The organism is Plantibacter sp. 2H11-2 (assembly GCF_050031945.1).
Taxonomy (GTDB): domain Bacteria; phylum Actinomycetota; class Actinomycetes; order Actinomycetales; family Microbacteriaceae; genus Plantibacter; species Plantibacter auratus.
The window spans coordinates 317667-337988 of the sequence record NZ_JBNBBL010000004.1 but is presented as its reverse complement, the minus strand read 5'-3'; the positions used below and the strand labels follow the sequence as shown (position 1 = coordinate 337988).

General features: G+C 70.5%; 19 protein-coding genes. 15 read left to right on the top strand and 4 right to left on the bottom strand.

What is annotated here, in order from left to right:
- Positions 1–13: 13 nt before the first annotated feature.
- The 6 genes from ACQG07_RS11090 to ACQG07_RS11065 all read left to right on the top strand — a co-directional run bounded on the left by ACQG07_RS11090 (position 14) and on the right by ACQG07_RS11065 (position 7275).
- A complete protein-coding gene (locus ACQG07_RS11090; protein ID WP_426738318.1) occupies positions 14–1519 on the top strand; it encodes a fumarylacetoacetate hydrolase family protein in 1506 nt (501 codons plus the stop codon).
- The gene (locus ACQG07_RS11085) at positions 1516–2262 is read left to right on the top strand and encodes a GntR family transcriptional regulator (RefSeq protein ID WP_124768522.1); all 747 of its coding nucleotides are present in this window, start codon (positions 1516–1518) and stop codon (positions 2260–2262) included. The genes ACQG07_RS11090 and ACQG07_RS11085 overlap by 4 nt, the downstream gene beginning before the upstream one ends.
- Entirely contained in the window at positions 2259–3773 is a 1515-nt protein-coding gene (gene hpaE, locus ACQG07_RS11080) for a 5-carboxymethyl-2-hydroxymuconate semialdehyde dehydrogenase (protein WP_426738317.1), read from the top strand. The genes ACQG07_RS11085 and hpaE overlap by 4 nt, the downstream gene beginning before the upstream one ends.
- A 52-nt stretch (positions 3774–3825) precedes the next feature.
- Positions 3826–4965 carry a 3,4-dihydroxyphenylacetate 2,3-dioxygenase gene (hpaD, locus tag ACQG07_RS11075; RefSeq protein ID WP_426738316.1) on the top strand — a complete coding sequence of 380 codons (1140 nt, stop codon included), beginning with the start codon at positions 3826–3828 and terminating at the stop codon, positions 4963–4965.
- A 153-nt stretch (positions 4966–5118) separates the two neighbouring features.
- Positions 5119–5967 (top strand): Ltp family lipoprotein, encoded by an 849-nt coding sequence (locus ACQG07_RS11070; protein WP_426738315.1) that lies wholly within the window; start codon positions 5119–5121, stop codon positions 5965–5967.
- 96 nt (positions 5968–6063) lie between these two features.
- Positions 6064–7275: a GNAT family N-acetyltransferase gene (locus ACQG07_RS11065; protein WP_426738314.1), complete on the top strand. Its 1212-nt coding sequence runs from the start codon at positions 6064–6066 to the stop codon at positions 7273–7275.
- Between the two features lie 16 nt (positions 7276–7291).
- On the opposite strand, the gene ACQG07_RS11060 is transcribed toward ACQG07_RS11065, so the two are convergent.
- Positions 7292–7870, bottom strand: a complete 579-nt coding sequence (locus ACQG07_RS11060; RefSeq protein WP_167374516.1) for a TetR/AcrR family transcriptional regulator — start codon at positions 7868–7870, stop codon at positions 7292–7294.
- Between the two features lie 46 nt (positions 7871–7916).
- Here ACQG07_RS11060 and ACQG07_RS11055 point away from each other — a divergent pair, with 46 nt between their 5' ends.
- The 5 genes from ACQG07_RS11055 to ACQG07_RS11035 all read left to right on the top strand — a co-directional run bounded on the left by ACQG07_RS11055 (position 7917) and on the right by ACQG07_RS11035 (position 14161).
- Positions 7917–9113, top strand: coding sequence for a DUF418 domain-containing protein (locus tag ACQG07_RS11055; RefSeq protein ID WP_426738313.1), 1197 nt, complete (start codon positions 7917–7919; stop codon positions 9111–9113).
- Positions 9114–9117: 4 nt separating this feature from the next.
- Complete coding sequence (locus tag ACQG07_RS11050; RefSeq protein WP_426738312.1) at positions 9118–10515, top strand: alpha/beta fold hydrolase; 1398 nt, start codon at positions 9118–9120, stop codon at positions 10513–10515.
- A 155-nt stretch (positions 10516–10670) separates the two neighbouring features.
- A complete protein-coding gene (locus ACQG07_RS11045; RefSeq protein WP_426738311.1) occupies positions 10671–11906 on the top strand; it encodes an MFS transporter in 1236 nt (411 codons plus the stop codon).
- A 26-nt stretch (positions 11907–11932) separates the two neighbouring features.
- Complete coding sequence (locus tag ACQG07_RS11040; RefSeq protein WP_124768514.1) at positions 11933–12538, top strand: class I SAM-dependent methyltransferase; 606 nt, start codon at positions 11933–11935, stop codon at positions 12536–12538.
- 159 nt (positions 12539–12697) lie between these two features.
- Positions 12698–14161, top strand: coding sequence for an FAD-dependent monooxygenase (locus tag ACQG07_RS11035; RefSeq protein WP_426738332.1), 1464 nt, complete (start codon positions 12698–12700; stop codon positions 14159–14161).
- Positions 14162–14223: 62 nt separating this feature from the next.
- On the opposite strand, the gene ACQG07_RS11030 is transcribed toward ACQG07_RS11035, so the two are convergent.
- Entirely contained in the window at positions 14224–15207 is a 984-nt protein-coding gene (locus tag ACQG07_RS11030) for an alpha/beta fold hydrolase (RefSeq protein ID WP_124768512.1), read from the bottom strand.
- Between the two features lie 129 nt (positions 15208–15336).
- Here ACQG07_RS11030 and ACQG07_RS11025 point away from each other — a divergent pair, with 129 nt between their 5' ends.
- Positions 15337–16545 (top strand): FAD-dependent monooxygenase, encoded by a 1209-nt coding sequence (locus tag ACQG07_RS11025; RefSeq protein WP_426738310.1) that lies wholly within the window; start codon positions 15337–15339, stop codon positions 16543–16545.
- A complete protein-coding gene (locus ACQG07_RS11020; protein WP_426738309.1) occupies positions 16542–17294 on the top strand; it encodes a YqjF family protein in 753 nt (250 codons plus the stop codon). Before ACQG07_RS11025 ends, ACQG07_RS11020 begins: the two co-directional genes overlap by 4 nt.
- Positions 17295–17302: 8 nt before the next feature.
- Here ACQG07_RS11020 and ACQG07_RS11015 read toward each other — a convergent pair whose 3' ends face one another.
- The gene (locus tag ACQG07_RS11015) at positions 17303–17788 is read right to left on the bottom strand and encodes an SRPBCC family protein (protein ID WP_085512028.1); all 486 of its coding nucleotides are present in this window, start codon (positions 17786–17788) and stop codon (positions 17303–17305) included.
- A 57-nt stretch (positions 17789–17845) separates the two neighbouring features.
- Between ACQG07_RS11015 and ACQG07_RS11010 the strand changes: the two genes are divergently transcribed.
- Positions 17846–18391, top strand: a complete 546-nt coding sequence (locus ACQG07_RS11010) for a TetR/AcrR family transcriptional regulator (RefSeq protein WP_079704875.1) — start codon at positions 17846–17848, stop codon at positions 18389–18391.
- A 93-nt stretch (positions 18392–18484) separates the two neighbouring features.
- Complete coding sequence (locus ACQG07_RS11005; RefSeq protein ID WP_426738308.1) at positions 18485–19525, top strand: medium chain dehydrogenase/reductase family protein; 1041 nt, start codon at positions 18485–18487, stop codon at positions 19523–19525.
- A gap of 68 nt (positions 19526–19593) precedes the next feature.
- Here the strand turns inward: ACQG07_RS11005 and ACQG07_RS11000 are convergent, their stop codons facing one another.
- On the bottom strand, positions 19594–20292 hold the full coding sequence (locus ACQG07_RS11000) for a Pr6Pr family membrane protein (RefSeq protein ID WP_426738307.1): 699 nt from the start codon (positions 20290–20292) through the stop codon (positions 19594–19596).
- Positions 20293–20322: the final 30 nt, after the last annotated feature.

The following is a 20322-nucleotide window of genomic DNA, read 5'->3' as shown; positions in this document are numbered from 1 at the left end:
ACGAGGACGTGTGATGAGCAGCCACCAGGGCATCGAAGGCCTCCCGAACAGCGGGGGCGGCAAGATCATCGCCGTCCACCTCAACTACCCGTCACGGGCGGCCCAGCGCGGCCGCACACCGGAGCACCCGTCGTACTTCCTCAAGCCGTGGTCCTCCGTCTCAGGCACGGGCGGCACCATCGAACGCCCGGCCGGCGCCGAACTGCTCGCCTTCGAGGGCGAGATCGCGATCATCATCGGTACCGCGGCCCGCCGCGTCCGCGTCGAGGACGCCTGGCAGCACGTCTCGGGCGTCACCGCGGCGAACGACTTCGGGCTCTACGACCTCCGCAGTGCCGACAAGGGGTCGAACCTGCGCTCGAAGGGCGGCGACGGCTACACGCCCCTCGGCCCGTCCGTCATCCCCGCCGAGCAGATCGATCCGGCCGCCCTCCGCGTGCGCACCTGGGTCAACGGCGTCGTCGTCCAAGACGACACGAGCGACACGCTGCTCTTCCCCTTCGCCCAGCTCATCGCCGACCTCTCGCAGCTCGCGACGCTCGAGCCCGGCGACGTCATCCTCACCGGCACACCCGCCGGCTCCTCCGTCGTCGTGCCCGGCGACGTCGTCGAGGTCGAGGTCGACGCACCGACCGCACCCGGCACCCCGACGAGCGGTCGACTCGTGACGACGGTCGTCGAGGGCACCGAGCCCTTCGGCGGGTTCGGCGCGAAGCCGGCCGTCGACGACCATCAGCGCATCGAGGCCTGGGGGGACGCTGCGGCGGCGGGTCTGCCCTTCGACAAGCTCAGGGACCGGGACGGTCTCGGTGATCGGGTCGCCGAACCGCTCGACCCCGCGGTCGCCGAGCAGCTCGCCTCGGTCTCGACGGCGACGCTCAGCGCCAAGCTCCGGGCCCGCGGGTACACCGAGGTCTTCATCGAGGGCGTCCACGCATCGCGACCGGGCACGCGCATGGTCGGCGTGGCCCGCACCCTGCGCTTCGTCGCGTACCGGCCCGACCTCTTCGCCGAGCGCGGCAACGGCTTCAACGCGCAGAAGCGCATCTTCGACACCGTCGAAGCTGGGGAGGTCATCGTGATCGAGGCACGCGGCGAGCGCGGCACGGGCACCGTCGGCGACGTCCTCGCACTTCGGGCGCAGCAGCGGGGAGCGGCCGGGGTCGTCACCGACGGCGGGATCCGCGATGCCGAGCAGGTCGCGGCGTTCGACCTGCCGACCTTCTCACAGGGTCCGCACCCGTCCGTCCTCGGGCGCCGCCATGTGCCGTGGGAGATCGACGTCGCGGTCACCTGCGGCGGGGCGACCGTCCTGCCGGGCGACGTGATCGTCGGGGACGGCGACGGCGTCATCGCGATCCCCCGGGCGCTCGCCGCCGAGGTCGCCGCGGAGGCGGTCGTGCAGGAGGCGGAGGACGCCTGGATCGCCGAGCAGGTCCGTGGTGGTGCCGCCGTCGACGGCCTCTTCCCGCTGAACGCCGAGTGGCGGGCGCGATACGAGAGCGAGCAGGGACGATGAGCGGACCACACCCGACGACCGGGCAGGAAGCGTCGCTCAGCAAGTCCGAGCGCGCCTACCGGTTCATCCGCGAGGCCATCGATGAGGGGCGCTTCGTCCCCGGGTACCGGCTGGTGCTCGGACAGATCGCCGGTGAGCTCGACATCAGCGTGGTCCCGGTGCGCGAGGCGATCCGCCGGCTGGAGGCCGAGGGGCTCGTGACGTTCGAGCGCAACGTCGGCGCGCAGGTCGCGATGCTGCACGAGACCGAGTACCTCTTCACGATGCAGACGCTCGCCCTCGTCGAGGGCGCAGCGACCTCGATGAGTGCCGCTTACCTCACCGACGACCATCTGGCCCGCGCTCGAGAGATCAACGAGCGGATGCGCCGCACGCTCGACGACTTCGACCCGCACGCGTTCACGGCGCTGAACCTGGAGTTCCACACCGTCCTCTTCGAGGAGTGCCCGAACCCGCACGTCCTCGACCTCGTCCATCGCGGCTGGCGGCGGCTGACCGCACTCCGCGATTCGACGTTCAGCTTTGTGCCCGGCCGCGCGCGGGAGTCGGTCGCCGAGCACGACGGCATCCTCGAACTCATCGCCGCCGGCGCGCAGCCGCTCGAGATCGAGATCGCCGCCCGCGACCACCGCACCGCGACGCTCGACGCCATGCTCGCGTACCAGGCGGAGCACCAGCCCCCCACCACGGCCCGCCCGCCGTCGTCACCGCCGTCCACCACCGACCGGAGGAACCACCCATGACCCAGCACGTTCCGGCAGCGTTGCCCGACCGTATCCGGCACTTCATCGACGGCGCGTTCGTCGACTCGGTCGACGGCGACACCTTCGACGTCCTCGACCCCGTGTCGAACGAGACCTACGTCCAGGCCGCCGCCGGCAAGCAGGCGGACATCGACCTCGCCGTCGCCGCCGCCAAGCGCGCCTTCGACGAGGGTCCGTGGCCGCGGCTCCTCCCCCGCGAGCGCAGCCGGATCCTCCACCGGGTCGCCGACGCCGTCGAGGCGCAGGACGCCCGCCTCGCGGAGCTGGAGAGCTTCGACACCGGACTGCCGATCACGCAGGCGCTCGGTCAGGCGAAGCGCGCCGCCGAGAACTTCCGATTCTTCGCCGACCTGATCGTCGCCCAGCACGACGACACCTACAAGGTGCCCGGGCGGCAGCTCAACTACGTCAACCGCAAGCCCATCGGCGTCGCGGGGCTCATCACGCCGTGGAACACGCCGTTCATGCTCGAGAGCTGGAAGCTCGCTCCGGCCCTCGCGACCGGGAACACGGTCGTCCTGAAGCCGGCGGAGTTCACCCCGCTCTCGGCAAGCCTGTGGGCGGACATCTTCCGCGACGCCGGCGTGCCCGACGGCGTGTTCAACCTCGTGAACGGACTCGGCGAGGACGCCGGCGACGCCCTCGTGAAGCACCCGGACGTGCCGCTCATCTCGTTCACCGGCGAGAGCAGCACTGGCCAGCTCATCTTTGCGAACGCCGCGCCGTTCCTAAAGGGGCTCTCGATGGAGCTGGGCGGCAAGTCGCCGGCCGTCGTGTTCGCCGACGCCGATCTCGACGACGCCCTCGACGCGACGGTGTTCGGGGTGTTCTCGTTGAACGGCGAGCGCTGCACCGCCGGCAGCCGCATCCTCGTCGAGCGGAGTGTCTACGACGACTTCGTCGAGCGCTACGCCGAGCGGGCCCGCAACATCGTCGTCGGGCACCCGAACGACCCGGCCACCGAGGTCGGCGCGCTCGTGCACCCCGAGCACTACGAGAAGGTCATGGGCTACGTCGAGATCGGCAAGACCGAGGGCCGCCTCGTCGCCGGCGGCGGTCGCCCCGAGGGGTTCCCGACCGGCAACTACGTCGCGGCGACGGTGTTCGCGGACGTCCCACCCACCGCACGGATCTTCCAGGAGGAGATCTTCGGTCCGGTCGTCGCAATCACCCCCTTCGACTCCGATGAGGAGGCACTCGCGCTCGCGAACGACACGAAGTACGGGCTCGCCGCCTACATCTGGACGAACGACCTCAAGCGCGCTCACACCTTCTCGCAGAACGTGCAGGCCGGGATGGTGTGGCTGAACTCGAACAACGTGCGCGACCTCCGCACCCCGTTCGGCGGGGTGAAGGCCTCGGGGCTCGGGCACGAGGGCGGCTACCGCTCGATCGACTTCTACACCGACCAGCAGGCGGTGCACATCTCGCTGAACCAGGCGCACTCCCCACGCTTCGGGACCGGCGGGCCGCTGCAGGCCGCGCACTGACCGCTCCCGGTCGACCTCCACCCAGCAACCGAGATCAGCAAGGACGCAGATCATGTCGAACCCCATCACCCCGTCGTCGGCCGAGCCCATCGTGACCGCCACCGACCCGATCCCCGTGCCGGTGAACCGCATCCCGACGCCCGCCGCCACCCCGCCGGACATCCTCCGCTGCGCGTACATGGAGATCGTCGTCACGGATCTCGCCGCGAGCCGGAAGTTCTACGTCGACGTCCTCGACCTCGTGGTCACGGAGGAGGACGAGACGACCGTCTACCTGCGGAGCTTCGAGGAGTTCATCCACCACAACCTCGTGCTGCGGCAGGGGCCAGTCGCGGCCGTCGCGGCGTTCAGCTACCGGGTGCGGAGCCCCGAGGACCTCGACCGCGCGGTCGCCTTCTACACGGAGCTCGGGTGCCGGGTGGAGCGTCGGGCCGAGGGGTATGTGAAGGGCATCGGCGACTCGGTGCGCGTCGAGGATCCGCTCGGGTTCCCCTACGAGTTCTTCTACGACGTGGAGCACGTCGAGCGGTTGGCCTGGCGCTACGACCTGTACACGCCGGGCGCGCTCGTGCGGCTCGACCACTTCAACCAGGTGACGCCCGACGTGCCGCGGGCGGTCGCGTACATGGAGGACCTCGGGTTCCGGGTCACCGAGGACATCCAGGACGAGGCCGGGACGACGTACGCGGCCTGGATGCGGCGGAAGCCGACGGTGCACGACACCGCGATGACGGGTGGCGACGGACCGCGCATGCACCACGTGGCGTTCTCGACGCACGAGAAGCACAACATCATCGCGATCTGCGACAAGCTCGGCGCGCTGCGGATGTCGGACGTCATCGAGCGCGGCCCCGGCCGGCACGGCGTCTCGAACGCGTTCTACCTGTACATCCGCGACCCCGACGGCCACCGGATCGAGATCTACACCCAGGACTACTACACCGGCGACCCCGACAACCCGGTGGTCACGTGGGACGTGCACGACAACCAGCGTCGCGACTGGTGGGGCAACGCCGTCGTGCCGAGTTGGTACACGGACGCATCGCTCGTCCTCGACCTCGACGGCGAGCCGAAGCCGGTCGTCTCCCGGACCGACGACTCCGAGCTCGAGGTCACCATCGGTGCCGACGGCTTCTCCTACACCCGCAAGGGCGACGAAGCGCAGGGCTTCAAGCTCGGCAACACGCTCTAGGCCTCGGTTGGTTCGCCCATCTTTGGGCGACGCAGTGTCCGCTCGCCCGAACATGGGCGAACGAACTGGGCCAGGGGAAACCTCCCGAATCACCCCTGCACTGGGGGCAACACCACTCTCGGAAGTCGGTCGCTCGACTGCCATGCTCAGAGCGTGACCACATCCGAACCACTGGGGGGCGGCTCACAGCAGCCCGACCCCGCCTACGCACCGCAGCCGACCGCGCCCTACACGAACCCGTACGCACCGACGGCCCCGTACACCGACACCACGGCACCGCCGCCCTACGGCCAGCAGCCGTACGGTCAGCAGCTGCAGCAGACACCGCCGCGTTCGACCTCGGCCGGGCTCGCGATAGCGGCCTTGACCGTCGGGATCGTCGCGTTCCTCATGGGGCTCCTCCCCGTCGCCGGCGCGCTCGTCGGTATCGCGGCGATCGTCCTGGCGGTGCTCGCACTGCAGAAGCGACAGTCCAAGGGACTCGCGGTCACCGGTCTCATCCTCGGAGCCGTCGCGACCCTCGCTTCGTTCGGCACCCTCATCGGAATCGGCGCAGCGGTGAACAGCGTGTCCGATGACAAGCCTGCCGCGATCGTGGAGACCTCGGCGCCGGCCGACGAAGCAGCCAAGCCCGTCGAGACGACTGCACCCGTCGCCGAGACTCCGGTTCCCGCAGCTCCGGCTGCACCCGCAGTGCCCGTCGAATACCAGTCAGCGCTGATCAAGGCGAAGAGCTACTCGGACCTCATGCACATGAGCAAGGCCGGCATCTACGACCAGCTGACCTCCGAATACGGCGAACAGTTCTCGGCAGAGGCGGGCCAGTACGCCGTCGACAACCTGCAGGCCGACTACAACGCGAACGCGCTCGCGAAGGCGAAGTCCTATCAGGAGACCATGTCGATGTCGCCCGAAGCGATCCGCGACCAGCTGACCAGTGAGTACGGCGAGAAATTCACGCCCGAAGAGGCCGACTACGCGATCCTGCACCTCAACGACTGACCTGAGGTGAGGCAGATCGTCGCACGCTCACCTCTCTGACGACGATTTGCCTCACTTCGCGGGCTCGATGCTTTGCCACTTCCCTATGCTGGCTGGATGATGAGCCCGGTCGGCTACACCTCGTTCACCGGATCCGCGCCCGACGATGTGTGGGGTGAGGTCACGCAGCTGTTCGTGGAGGCGTTCACCGCCGAGCCGTACAACGAGGACGCGATCGACCTCGCGACCATCCGACAGTGGGGCCCGGGGCATCTCGGCCACCGCGGCGGACGCCTCGTCATCGCCACGGTCGACGGCCGGGTCGTGGGCTTCGCGCTCGCCCACGGCCTCGACGCCGACCCGGCCTGGCTCGGCATCCTGGCGCAGCTGGCCGACTCCAGCAGCACCGCGTCGGCTGCCCTCGCGCGTCCGGCGGACGCCGTCGTCGTCCACGAACTCGCCGTCGCTGAGGATCAGCGCGGACGTGGGATCGCCCGCGGCTGCCTGGCCGCTGTCCTGCAGGACCGGACGGAGACACAGACCTTCATCGGCGTCTACGAGCGCGCGACCGAGGCTGCAGCGATGTACCGCAGCTGGGGACTCAGTGAGCTCGGCCGGGTACCGATGCCCGGCGACGCGATCGCCCTCCGCGTCCTGACCGCGCCCACGACCGAGCTGGTTTCGCGCCTGCGACCCACCAACCCCGAGTCGGCACGGATGATCCGGCGGACGCTCTGGCTCAGCCCCTGGGAGTGGGATTGTTGCGGCGGGCCGTTGGAAACCGGCCAACGGGCGACCTTCTCCGTCTGGCCCGTCGACGATGGACAGCGGACCTGGCTGACCGAGGCGATCGGCGCGGACCTCACCGCTCAAATCGACGGTGTTGAGATGCACCACGAGGAGGACCCCGCACCGGAGCGGCTGACGGGCAGGCTGGCGAAGCTGTCGAGGGTGTCGATACCCTCGCGCCTCATCCACACCAAGCGACCACCGCTACCGCCCGGAGTCTCTTCCGCCCCGGCTCGCTTCTTCGGCTCGCCAGACAGCCCGTGGTTCGCGGAGATGCGACCCTCCGCGTACGTCACCCACCACGAGACCGCCCCCGGACCGCCCGTCGTCGAGGGGACACCGCGGATCCCACTCACGCGCGGGATCGATCACCCCGACGCCCAAGCAGGGGCACAGGCAGCGGCGGCCGCGGCACGCGCAGCGGCGCAGGCGGCGGAAGCGGCCGCCCGAGCGGCGCAGACGACGGACCCACCACCACCGGGCGAGGTCGCACCCCGGCTGGTCGGCTATCTCGTCGAGCTCGACCTGGACGCCGACTGAGCCGGACCGGCGTGGCTCAGTCCGCGCGGCGCAGGCCCAGCAGCGTCGCGTCGATCAGGCGTTCGGCGCGCTCCGGGGTCATCCGGTCCGACTGCTCCGCTGCTCGCGCGACCGCGATGCCGTCGAGCACCGCCAGCAGGAGTGCCGCATCGTCCGCGGCCAGGCCGTCTTCCGGGAACGCGGCGACGAGCAGCCGCAAGAGGACCTCCTCGGTGCGGGCCCAGTCAGCAGCGTGGATCGCGCGCACCTCGGTCTCGGTGCTCGCCCGAGCGGCGAAGGCGACCCAGACGATCCCGTCGGTCAGGTCATCACCCTCGACACAGGCGATCTCACGACAGAAGATCCGAAGTCGCTCCCCCTCGGACGTCACCGCCTCGAGCCGCGCTGCCACACGCCGACGGAACCGCTCGTTGACCTCGGTCATGGCCGCGACGACCAGTCGATCCTTCGTCGGGAAGTGATGCTGGACCGCGCCGATGGAGACACCGGCCTCGCTCGCGACCGTGCGGATGGTCAGCGCATCGGCACCGCGCGACGCCATGATCCGCAGCAGTGCATCGAGGATCCGATCCCTGTTCGTGTCCTGCTCGGTCATCGCCTCCGCTTTCGCCATCGCCCACTCGACAGGGTACGGTCTTCACATGACCAATACGAGCGTATTGCCGCCATCACCGCCGACCTCCCGACGCATCGCCGCACTCGACGTGGTCCGCGGACTCGCGATCCTCGGCACGCTCGGCACGAACATCTGGGTGTTCTCGCACCCCTGGGGTCTGCTCGGGATGCTCTCGGGCCCGGTGACGCCGGAGACCGGCCGCGCGGCGGGCACGATCCAGCTCGCCCTCATGGCACTCACGCAGGGCAAGTTCCTCGCCCTCCTGACCCTGATGTTCGGCGCGGGACTCGCAATCCAGCACGCCACTGCACACCGACGCGAGCAACGCTGGCCGGGCCGGTACCTGTGGCGCGCCACTCTGCTCCTCATCGACGGTGCCGTGAACTACGTCCTCATCGCGGAGTTCGACGTCCTCATGGGCTATGCGGTCACCGGCGCCATCGTCGCCTGGCTCCTGCTCACCAGGCCCCGCGCCCAGCGCGCCATGATCGCCGTCTTCGGCGCGCTGCACGTCCTCCTCATCAGCGCGATCGTCGCGTTCATCGCCACGACGCCGGCGGTGTCGGGCGACCTCCCGCTCCCCGCCGGACCGAGCCCCTACGCCACTGAATCGTTCCTCGGCCTGGCGGCCTTCCGGCTCGACAACATGGGGGTCTTCCGCGCGGAGCCCGTGCTGATCGGATTCCTCACGCTCGCGATGTTCCTCGCCGGCGCACACCTCTTCCACGCCGGGGTCTTCGGTGAGACCGGTGGTCGACTCCGACGCCGCCTGATGATCATCGGCACGTGCGCGCTGCCGGTCGACCTGCTGCTGGGCATCGCCGGAGGCACCGCGGGGCTCCTCGCCGAACGCTACCTGGCCGCACCCCTCGTGGCGCTCGGGATCCTCGGCGCCACCGTCGAGCTCTGTCGTCGCTTCGGCACCGACGGCTGGATCGCCTCACGCCTCAGCGAACTCGGCAAGGTCGCCTTGAGCGCCTACCTGCTCCAGAACCTCCTCGGTGGCGCGATCTTCTACGGCTGGGGTCTCGGCCTCGCCGAACTCACTGCTCCCTGGCGTGTCCCGGTCACCGTCGCCGCGTTCGTCGTCATCGCCGCGCTCGTGACCGGCTTCGCCCACCTCTGGCTCCGACGGTTCGCACTCGGCCCCGTCGAATGGCTCTGGAAACGCGGTGCGGAGCTCGGGACGAAGCAGCCGGAGGGCCGACCCTCGCTACGGTGAGACCATGACCACCGTGCACCTGACCGGCCAGTTGATCTGCGCGACACCGACCGACGTGGCGACCGTGGAGACCCATCTGCCGGAGCATGTCGCGCTCACCCGCGCCGAACCGGGGTGCGTGTCGTTCGAGGTGACGCCGACGGACGACCCGCTCGTCTGGGACGTCGCCGAGGTCTTCGAGGACGACGAGTCGTTCGCGGCACACCAGGCCCGCGTCGCGTCCAGCGAGTGGGGCCGCGCGACCGCGGGCATCGAGCGCCGCTACCAGGTGACCCGGTCGCCAGCGGGCCGGACCGTCATGGACGTCAGCGACGACGACCTCGCCGACCTCCGCCGCAGACTCCACGACACCCGCTGGCCTGACCGGTGGCCGACCGCCGGTTGGGAAGCCGGCACCGACCAGGACGAGCTACGGCGGCTCGTCACGTACTGGGCGGACGACTTCGACTGGGCGGCACAGCAGCGGGACATCAACGCCCTGCCGTGGCACCGGGCGGAGATCGATGGAGCCACCATCGCCTACCTCCGGTTCGACGCCGAGGCTCCAGGCGGGATCCCGATCGTCCTCACGAACGGCTGGCCGAGCACCGCGCTCGAACTCGTCGAGCTGGCCAGGCGCCTCGCGACGCCGTCCCACTTCGGCGGAGACCCGGCGAGCGCCGTCACCGTCATCGTCCCAGCGCTGCCCGGCCTGCCGTTCTCGCCGCAACGCCCGACCTTCGGCGATCAGACGCACGAGCTGTGGCACACGCTGATGCACGATCACCTCGGCTTCGCCCGGTACGCCGCCCATGGAGGCGACCTCGGGGCCGGGATCACCTCTCGGCTCGCGCAGGCGCATCCAGAGGCGGTCGCCGGCATCCACCTCCTCGCGGTCGCCGCGCCGCTCGAGGTCGACGCCGAGACGCTCACCGAGGAGGAGCAGGCGCATCTCGCCCGGGTCGAGGCCTGGGACGCCGAGGAGGGTGCGTATGAGCATCAGCACCACACGCGTCCGCTCACGCTCGCTCCAGCGCTGTCCGACTCCCCAGTCGGCCTACTCTCGTGGATCCTCGAGAAGCATCGGGCCTGGAGCGACTGCGGCGGCGACGTCTCATCCCGGTTCAGCGACGACTACCTCGCGACACTCGCCTCCGTCTACTGGTTCACGAACGCGATCGGCACCTCACTCCGCCCGTACTACGAGTCCGCGACCGGGATCACGACGCGTGTCGACCGGGTCGAGGTGCCGACCGCGGTCGCGCTCTTCCCGCACGACCTGGCGAGCCCGCCGCGCAGCTGGGCCGGGCGGAGCTACGCCGTGCGACGGTTCACGACCATGCCCCGAGGCGGCCACTTCGCCCCGCACGAGGAGCCCGAGCTCCTCGCGGACGACATCCGGGCGTTCCTGACGACGCTGTAGCGGACGGCAGCACGGCGCTCGTCGTTGCCGATAGGCTGCCCCACATGTCTCCAGTTCGTGATTGATCGGCCCGCGCGTCGTCCCCGACGCTCGTCGTCCCGATCCTGATCACCCCGCGCGCCGTCGAGCGCGCCCGTTTCACTGGAGTCCTTCTCATGTCGTCCACCCGGACAGCGCGTTATCTCGACGTGCTCGCACTTCCCCATGTCCCGCTGACCTTCGGGTCCGCTCTCGTCGGCAGATCCGCCTACGCGCTGGTACTGCTCCCCCTGCTCTACGCGGTCTCCGAGGCGACGGGTTCGATCGCCCTCGCGGGTGTCGCGGTGGCCGTCTACGGCGCAACGGCGAGCCTCCTCGCACCGCTTCGGGCCTGGTTCATCGACCGCCACGGCGCGCGTCGCGTCCTGGCCATCCTGGTCCTCGTCTTCGGTGGCGCCATCGCGGGCCTGGCCGTCGCGTCGCTCACCGCCGCTCCCGGGGCGCTGTTGATCACGCTCGCGGGACTGGCGGGCGCGTTCGCTCCCCCACTCGGGCCGACGATGCGAGTCGCCTGGGGTCGACTCACGCCAGACGGTGAACTCCTGCGCAAGGCACTCAGCCTGGATGCGGTCGTCGAGGAACTCCTCTACCTCGCGGGACCCGCGGCGGCCGGGTTGGCCCTCGCCGTCATCGCCCCGGGGACGGCGCTCCTCGTGCCCGCCGGGTTCGTCCTCATCGGCGGACTCCTCTTCGTGAGCACCTCGACCGTCGGCAGCATGGCGCCGCAGGATCGCAGCGTCCCCCGGCAGGACCGTGGGCGGTCACTCCTACTCGACGCCCGCTTCATCGCCATACTCCTGCCGGTGCTGGTCGCCGGGGCGGTCTCGGGCACGATCAGTGTCGCCGTACCGGTCGTGCTCGCGGAACACGGTGGTGCGGCCGCCGCGGGCATCGCCCTCGGACTCTTCGCCAGCGGGAGCGCCCTCGGCGGGCTGCTCTACGGGGCACTCTCGGTCCCGGGGTCGGCCGTCCGCCAGCTGGTCGCACTCGCGGGGGCACTGCTCGTCTCGGCATCGCTCATCGCCGCGGTGACCGGCTTCCTCGCCGTCAGCGTCGTCCTCGCGGTCACCGGGCTGTTCTTCTCGCCGATCATGATCGTCTCCTACGTCGCCGCGCACGCAGCCGGTGGGCGGTACCAGCAGAACGCCGCGACGACCTGGGTGAACACGGGACACAACATCGGGGCGGCAGCGGGCAGTGCGATCGCCGGCGTCCTCATCCAGGCGACCGGGGCACCCACCGCGGTCGTCGGCATCTGTGCGGCGGCAGCCGTCGTCGTCCTCGTCGCGGCGACGCTCGCCAGGCTCACGCCGGGTGAGTCGTCCACCGGGGACGACTCACCGCGAACGTGATCGGGGCCTATCGATACGGTGAGAGCATGCGCACCGTCCGAGACGCCTATGCCCGTCGGTCCGCCGAGTACGCGACGCTGCTGGGCACGATGGCGTCAGTGCACCCGTCGGACCGGCAGCTCGTGACCTCCTGGGCCGACCGGATCGCCGGTCCCGCGCTGGACGCCGGCTGCGGCCCGGGCCATTGGACGGCGTACCTCGCCTCGCGCGGGCTCGACATCCGTGGCGTCGATCTGGTCCCCGAGTTCATCGCGCATGCCCGCGCCGAGCACCCGGAGACCCGGTTCGACCTCGGCAGCCTCGACGCCCTCGACGCCGAGACCGGATCGGTGGGCGGCGTCCTCGCCTGGTACTCGCTGATCCACCACCGTCCCGACACGATCGAGACACCGCTCGCGGAGTTCGGACGCGTGCTCCGACCGGGCGGCGAACTGCTGGTCGGCTGCTTCGAGGGTCCGGCGGTCGAGGCGTTCGACCATGCCGTGGTGACGGCCTATCGTTGGCCGGTCATGGAGCTGGCCGAGCGGGTGCGTCGGGCGGGCTTCGAGGTCGTCGAGACGCACACCAGGACGAGCCTCGACCAGCGGCCCCACGGCGCGGTCCTGGCCCGGCGAGCCGACGCGGTGAGGTGAGGTGGTTCGTCGCCCGGCCCGAGGCTGAGCGACGGTCCGCCGCATCTCACTGCCGCTGCATTTCCAGAGTATGCCGGGCACCGGGGCTTGCCGCAAGACCCCCTCCGGCCTCCAGAATGGGTGGCCGCGGTCGCCTCCGACCGCGAGAACGGGGTCCTCATGCACGACGTCATCATCAGCGGTGGCGGCCCGACCGGCATGATGCTGGCAGCCGAACTCCGGCTCCACGGGGTCGACGTCCTCGTCCTCGAGCGGGACACCGAGCCGACCCCTGCCGTGCGGTCGTTGGGCCTCCACCCGCGGAGCATCGAGATCCTCGACCAGCGCGGCATCCTCGACCGGTTCCTCGCCGAGGGCACGCGGTACCCGGGCGCCGCCGGTCACTTCGCCGGGATCGTCCCGCCGCGACCCGTACCGCTCGACACCGCGCACGACTACATCCTCGGTCTCCCGCAGCCGGTCACCGATCGGCTGTTGACCGAACGCGCGCTCGAGCTCGGTGCCGAGTTGCGGCGCGGGAACGGACTCGTCGGCCTCGAACAGGACGATGACGGCGTCACCGTCGAGCTGGACGACGGTGAGCGCCTGGGGGCACGGTGGCTCGTCGGATGCGACGGCGGGCGGAGCACCGTCCGGAAGAGCCTCGGCATCGGCTTCCCAGGCGAGCCCGCGCAGACCGAGTGGATTCTCGGGGAGATCCAGGTCACCCTCCCGGCCGACGAGGTCGCCGCCATCGCCGACGAGGTCCGGAAGACGCACCGTGGCTTCGGCATCGGACCGGTGTCGGGCGGCTTCTTCCGCGCGGTGGCGCCCGCCGACGCCCCCGCCGACGAACGCCTGGCGACTCCGACGATCCAGGAGTTCCGGGCCCGGCTCGAGCGCTTCGCCGGGACCGACTTCGGCGCACATTCCCCGCGCTGGCTGTCGCGCTTCACCGATGCGACGAGACTCGCCGAGCGCTACCGGGTCGGCCGCGTGCTGATCGCTGGCGACGCCGCCCACGTGCACCCGCCCCTCGGCGGGCAGGGCCTCAACCTCGGGGTCCAGGACGCGTTCAACCTCGGATGGAAGCTGGCCGCCGAGCTCGCCGGGTGGGCACCGGCCGACCTCCTCGACACCTACGCGACCGAGCGCCGCCCGGTCGCCGACGACGTCCTCACGCTCACCCGAGCACAGAGCGTCCTCCTGTCCCCCGACCCCGGCCCGCAGGCGGTGCGTCGGCTGTTCTCGGACCTGATGCGGTTCGACGACGTGGCCCATTTCCTGGGCGAGCGGATCGCGTCCACCGGCATCCGATACGACGTCGGAGGTCCCGGCGCAGCGGTGGACGACGGCTCTGACGACGGGTCGCTGCTCGGTCGACGGCTCCACGACCTCCCCCTGGCCGACGGCGGGCGCTTGTTCACCCTCCTCCACGAGGGTCGCGGACTCCTGCTCGACCAGACCGGGACCCACAACGTCACCGGCTGGGCGGACCGCGTCGACCGGGTCGCCACCACGACCCCGGAGCTCGCGGCCACGGCGGTGCTCCTGCGCCCGGATGGCCACGTGGTCTGGCTGGCCGACGGGCGGGAACCACTCGAACCGGCCCTCCGGCGCTGGTTCGGCGAGCCGACGCGGTGAGGTGAGGCGGTTCGTCGCCCGGCCCGAGGCTGAGCGACGATCCGCCGCATCTCAGCGAGCGCTCAGTCGTGGTCGATGGAGGCGACCGCGTCGGCCACCTGCGACTTCCCCTCGGCCACGCGGTCGTCGTCGTCGGTGACGATCCCGATCGTCTCCTCGATCCGACCTCCGACGGCCTGGATGATGGCCGCGGGCTGCGGCGCCTCCGGTTCCTTGTCGTCGCTCCCGTCCGAGTCCTCGGGGTAGACCTGGAGTCGGTCGTCGTCGCCGTCCGCCACCGTGCGCCTGGCGTGGTCGACGCAGAGCTTCGCGACCTCCTCGGCGTGCGCGTACATGACGGAGTGCGCTGCGCCGGGGATCTCCCAGAGGCGTGAGGAGGGCAGGAGTTCTCCGACCCGCTCCACCCACTCGCGCGGTGCGACGGCGTCGTACTCGCCACGGATGACGAGCGTGTGCGCCTGCACCTTCGGCAGGGCCTCCTCGATCGGGTAGGTCAGCATCTCCGGCAGGACCCGCGAGAACCATTTGAACCCGCAGAAGACGTAGGCGCTGACGGCGAGCACCTTCACCGTGAGCGGTTCGTGCCAACTCGACTGCAGGAACCGGACCGCCTGGGTGAGCACCCGCCGCTGACCGGGCACGACGACTGGCCCGATGAGGATGAGGGTCGACAACTCGGGGCGACGGGAGACGAGGTCGCTGACCACCTGACTGCCCATCGAGTGGCCGACGATGATCGGGTCCTTGAGATCGAGTTCGTCGATGACCCGACCGACGAGGTCCGCATACTCGCGGATCGTGAGCGTCGACGAGGGGTGCGGCACTCCGCCGAAGCCGGGGAGGTCGAGCGCGTGCACCGGCCCGAATTCGTTGAGGTGCGGCGCGAGGCGCTCGAAGTACGTGGACGAGACACCGATGCCGGGGATGAGGATGAAGGAGCGATCCCCGCTGGACCCTACGGAGTTGACCCGGACGTAGACGTCGCCGTCGTAGACGCGATCGACCCGCACACTCCGCTTGCGACGCTTGCGTTCGATCCTCGACATGCCCCCAGCGTACAAGCGGCCGACGCCTGCACCGCCGGAGCTGTCAACCATGCGGGATTCGGATCGGCGAGCGCGATGATGGAGGCGACCGGAGCGGCAATCCCACGCTCCCTGAGAGGTGGCACCACGATGACCGTTCCCCGCGTCCTGATCTCCGGAGCCAGCATCGCCGGCCCCGGCCTGGCGTTCTGGCTGAACCGCTACGGCTGGGAGACGACGGTCGTCGAGCGCGCGCCGGCGTTCCGCGACGGCGGCCAGAACATCGACGTGCGGGGCGCTGCTCGCGAGGTCCTGCGACGCGCGGTCCTCGAGGACGCGGCACGCGAGGCGACCACCGGCGAGCGCGGCACCCGGTTCGTCGGTGACGCCGGTGAGACGATCGCCGAGTTCCCGGTGTCGGACTCCGAGACCGACGGCGCGACCGCCGAGGTCGAGATCCTCCGTGGCGACCTGGCCCGCATCTTCATCGACGCGACGGACGGCACCACCAGCTATCGGTACGGCGACCACATCACCGGGCTCGACGACGACGGTGAACGGGTCCTCGTGTCCTTCGCACATGGCGAGGATGAGGCGTTCGACCTCGTGATCGCGGCTGACGGCATCCGATCGTCGACGCGTGAGCTGGCCTTCCCCGGCGAGGCGGTGACCCGGTCCCTCGGGCTCGAGATGACGTACCTCACCATTCCGCGCGACGACGCCGACGTGCCGTGGTGGCAGTGGTACTCGGGCGTCGGCGGCCGCAGCGTCACGCTCCGACCCGACCGGCACGGCACCACCCGGGCCGTCCTCACGGAGGTCACGTCCGACCGCGGCGACGGCGTCGTTCCCGCGCGCCGCGACCTCGACGCGCAGCGACGGCATCTCAGGAACCGGTTCGTCGGACTCCCCTGGCAGGCGAACCGGATCCTCGAGCACCTCGACGACAGCGACGACGTCTACTACGAGTCCATCGGCCAGGTCCGGACGCCCCGCTGGGCATCCGGACGGGTCGCACTGCTCGGTGACGCGGCCTGGTGCGCGTCGCCCGTCAGCGGCATGGGGACGAGCCTGTCGATCGTCGGCGCCTACGTGCTGGCCGGTGAGCTGGCGGCGCACGTGCACCACCGGGACGCCTTCCGCGGGTACGAACGCATCATGCGCCCGTACGTGGAGCAGGCCCAGTCGCTGCCGCCGGGTACGCCGCAGCTCGCCAACCCGACCTCGAAAGCCGGCGTCGCGGCGTTCCGCACCGCACTCCGCGTGGCCGGGTCGAAGCCGGCGAAACTCGTCGGTGCGCAGTTGTTCTCCCCGCCGGCCGACAAGATCGACCTGCCCGAGTACGAGCACCTGGCATGACCGGCGAGCCCCGGCCGATCGCCTCGAGCGCACCGGCACTGTCCGGCCCGGTGGTCGCCGCGCAGGAGTGGCGGGACCTGGCGTTCGTCCACTGGCGCGTCCCGGCGAGCGCCGTCGCGCCACTGCTCCCGCGCGGGGTGGTCCCCGACGTCTTCGACGGTTCCACCTGGGTCGGGCTGATCGCCTTCCAGTTGGGCGACGCCCGCATCGGTCCGCTGCCGCCGTCGCCCATCGGCGGCTCCTTCACGGAGGTGAACGTCCGGTTGTACGGGGTCGACAGCGAGGGGCGTCGCGGCGTCGTGTTCCGGTCGCTGGAGGCGTCGAGCCTGCCGGCGGTCCTCGCGGCTCGCGCGATGTTCGGCCTGCCCTACCAGTGGGCGCGGACCGCGCAGCGACCGACGGACGACGGCTGGGAGTACGCGTCGCGGCGGATCACGACGTCGCCGACGACACGAGGTCCGGGCTTCCAGCTCGGCGTCGATGTCGACCGCGCGACGACCGTCGACGACGAGCTGTCGCAGTTCCTGACGGCGCGGTGGGGGCTCTTCCAGAGCCGCTTCGGTCGGACGCAGTGGTTGCCGAACGAGCACGAACCCTGGGTGCTCCACCCGGCGCGCGTCACCTCCTTGCGCGACGAGCTCTGCGCGGCGGCGGGCCTCCCGGGTGTCGTCGAGCACGAGCCCGACTCGGTGCTCTTCAGCCCCGGCGTGACCGCCCGATTCGGCATCGGCTCGTTCCTCGCCCGCTGAGTGGCGGATCAGTCCGCTGCAGCGACCGCGGCGAGCACGGCGGGATCCTCACAGCCGCGCGCGAAGCCTCGGATGCGGCGGTCGATGTCGCGCTGCAGGACGATCGCACCGATGCGCTCGGCGATCGGCGCCAGCCACCGCGGCTTGCACGTGAAGTTGTAGCGCCAGACGGCGAGAGTGCGCTGGTCGTCGCCCTCCACCGGGCTGAAGCGCCAGCCGCCGGCGAGCCGCTCGAAGAACCATGAGCCCTTCGTCATCTTCATACCGACGTTGGTCGGCGGGTGGTACGACACGTACTCGCTGACCATCCGGAACCCGAACCGCTGGACGGTGAAGGTGCGGACGCCCTTGGCGGCCTCCTTCGCGCCGTCGAGGAAGTACTGCCTCCGGATGAACGGATCCCAGCGCATCCGGGTCTCGCCGGTGGTCTGGGAGATCGCGAACGCGACGTCGGGCGGGACGGGCACGGTGCAGCGGGATTCGACGACGGGCATGCCCCATCCTGACACGGGTGCTTGACGGGTATCGCTTGTTCGTGTTCAATCAGTCACATGAGCCGATCGACCGCCGAGGACCAACGCGTCCGCACCATCGCGAGTGCGGTGGAGGTCTTCTCGATCGCCGGTTACCGCGCCACCCCCGTCGCGGACGTCGCTGCTGCGGCCAAGATCTCCCCCGCCTACGTCTTCCGCCTGTTCGACGGCAAACTCGGCCTCTTCGTCGCCGCGGTCGAGCACTGCTACGAGCAGGTCGCGAACGCGATGTCCGCAGCCGTCGAGGACCACCCGGAGTGGAGCCCGGACGACAAGCTCGATGCGATGACCCAGGCGTACATCGAGCTCATCCGCGACCGCAGCCTCATCGCCCTCCAGGTGCACGCACAGAGCGCCTGCGACGTCCCCGAGATCCAGGAGGCGGTCCGCTCCGGGCTCGCACTCGTGGTGCGCGTCATGTCCCGTGACTCCGGGGCGGACGCCGGCGCCGTCCAGCGCAGTCTCGCCTACGGGCAGCTCTGTCACCTCGTCGTGCAGGCGGGCCTCGGCGACGTCGACGCCGACTGGGCGCGTGTCGTCGACCACGGCATCCGGCACGACTGATCAACTCAGAGCCACCGACCGCACCTGCTGTTTTTCGTACCCACAGTTGTGACTGTTCAGTCACACACAACCATCACGAGATCGGAACACATCATGCACACCACACCATCCGCGACCACCACCCAGGTCGTCCTGCCGGGCCTCGTCGAGCCGGCCGGCCTCGAACTGGCCACCGTGCCGACGCCGACTCCCGACGCCGGCCAGCTTCTGGTCGAGATGGAGGCCACCGGGGTCTCCTTCGCCGAGCAGTCGATGCGCAAGGGCCGGTACTTCGGCCAACCGGCGTTCCCGTTCGTCCCGGGATACGACCTCGTCGGACGGGTGCTGGAGGTCGGCACCGGAGGTGACCCGACCCTCATCGGCAAACGGGTCGCGACCCTGACCAAGACGGGTGCCTGGGCGACCCACGCCGTCGTGCCCGCGCGCGACAGCATCCTCGTGCCGGACGGGGTGAGCTCAGAGGACGCCGAGACGGTCGTCGTGAACGGCGTCACCGCGTGGCAGATGCTGCATCGCGCTGCGCGGGTCCAGCCGGGCCAGACCATCCTGTTGTTCGGTGCGAACGGGGGCGTCGGCGGAATCCTCATCCAGCTGGCGCGACTCCACGGCGTCCGGGTCATCGGTGCGGCGTCGCCCCGGCATCACGAGGCACTCCGCGCGGCGGGCGTCATCCCCGTCGACTACGCGGACCCCGAGCTCGGGGCACGGGTCCGCGAGCTGGCGCCGAACGGGGTCGACGCCGTCTTCGACAACGTCGGCGGCCAGACGACCCGCACGGCCTTCGGGCTCCTCGCCCGCGGCGGCACGCTCGTGACCTACTCGATCATCTCAACGGTCGGCGGCACGGGACCGCTGATGGCGCCGTTCCTGCTGGCGATCGGTCAGGCGCTGCTCTGGACGGCCCTCCCGAACGGCCGCAGCTCGACCTTCTACGACCTGTGGGCAGGCCACCGCCTCCGTCCCGCCAGGTTCCGCCGCCGCCTGGAGGCCGACCTCGGCGAGGTCTTCCGGCTCCTCGAGCACGGTGACATCACGGCCAACATCGCCGCGCGCTTCCCACTCACCGACATCGTGCCCGCGATGGAGCTCGCCGAGTCGCGGACGCTCAACGGGAAGGTGGTCCTGCACCCGTGAGCCGGGCCGCAGGCCGAGGTGAGGCAGATGGTCGCCCGGAACGCTGCCGGGCGACCAGGTGCCTCACCTCAGCGGCGGAGCGCGGCGGGCAGCACCCGGTCGACGAGCTTGAGCAGCACGGCGAACACGATCGCGACCACGAGCACCATGAGCGCGTTCCGGACGGCGCCGTCGAAGCCGAGCTGCGTTGCATCGAGGAAGGGGTAGGGGTACCAGCCGGTGATGCCGCCACGGATGAAGGTGAAGACCACCCAGGCGAGCGGCCAGAGGAAGGCCCAGGCGACGGTGCTCCAAGTGAAGCGCGGACGCGGACCGAACACGAGCCAGGCGCCGAGCGTGAGCCACGGGGACAGGTAGTGGAACCCGATCGTGATGACGAGCGCCCACCCCGTGAGGTTCACCTGCGGCGCGAGCACCACCGCGTAGACGATGCCGGTGATGACGATGCTGAGCAGGGCGTCGAGCCGCGCCACCCGCCAGAGCCGGCCGTCGCGCAGGGGGTCGATCGCCAGCAGGACGGACACCGTGAGCACGATGAGGTTGCTGAGGATCGTGAACGCACTGAAGATGCGCGCGAAGCGGGTCGCCAGTCCGACGGACATGTCGACGCCACCCGAGCGGGCGTCGGCGCCGCCGGTGATGACGAGGACGATCTGGATGACGAGCGAGATCGCGATGATCACGGCGATCAGGAGGTAGACCACGCGGCTGACGGTGACGACGGCTGCGGACGGCGCGACCTGCGTGGGATGGACGGTGGTGCTCACCCGCCAACCCTAGCCAGCCCGCCGCACCCC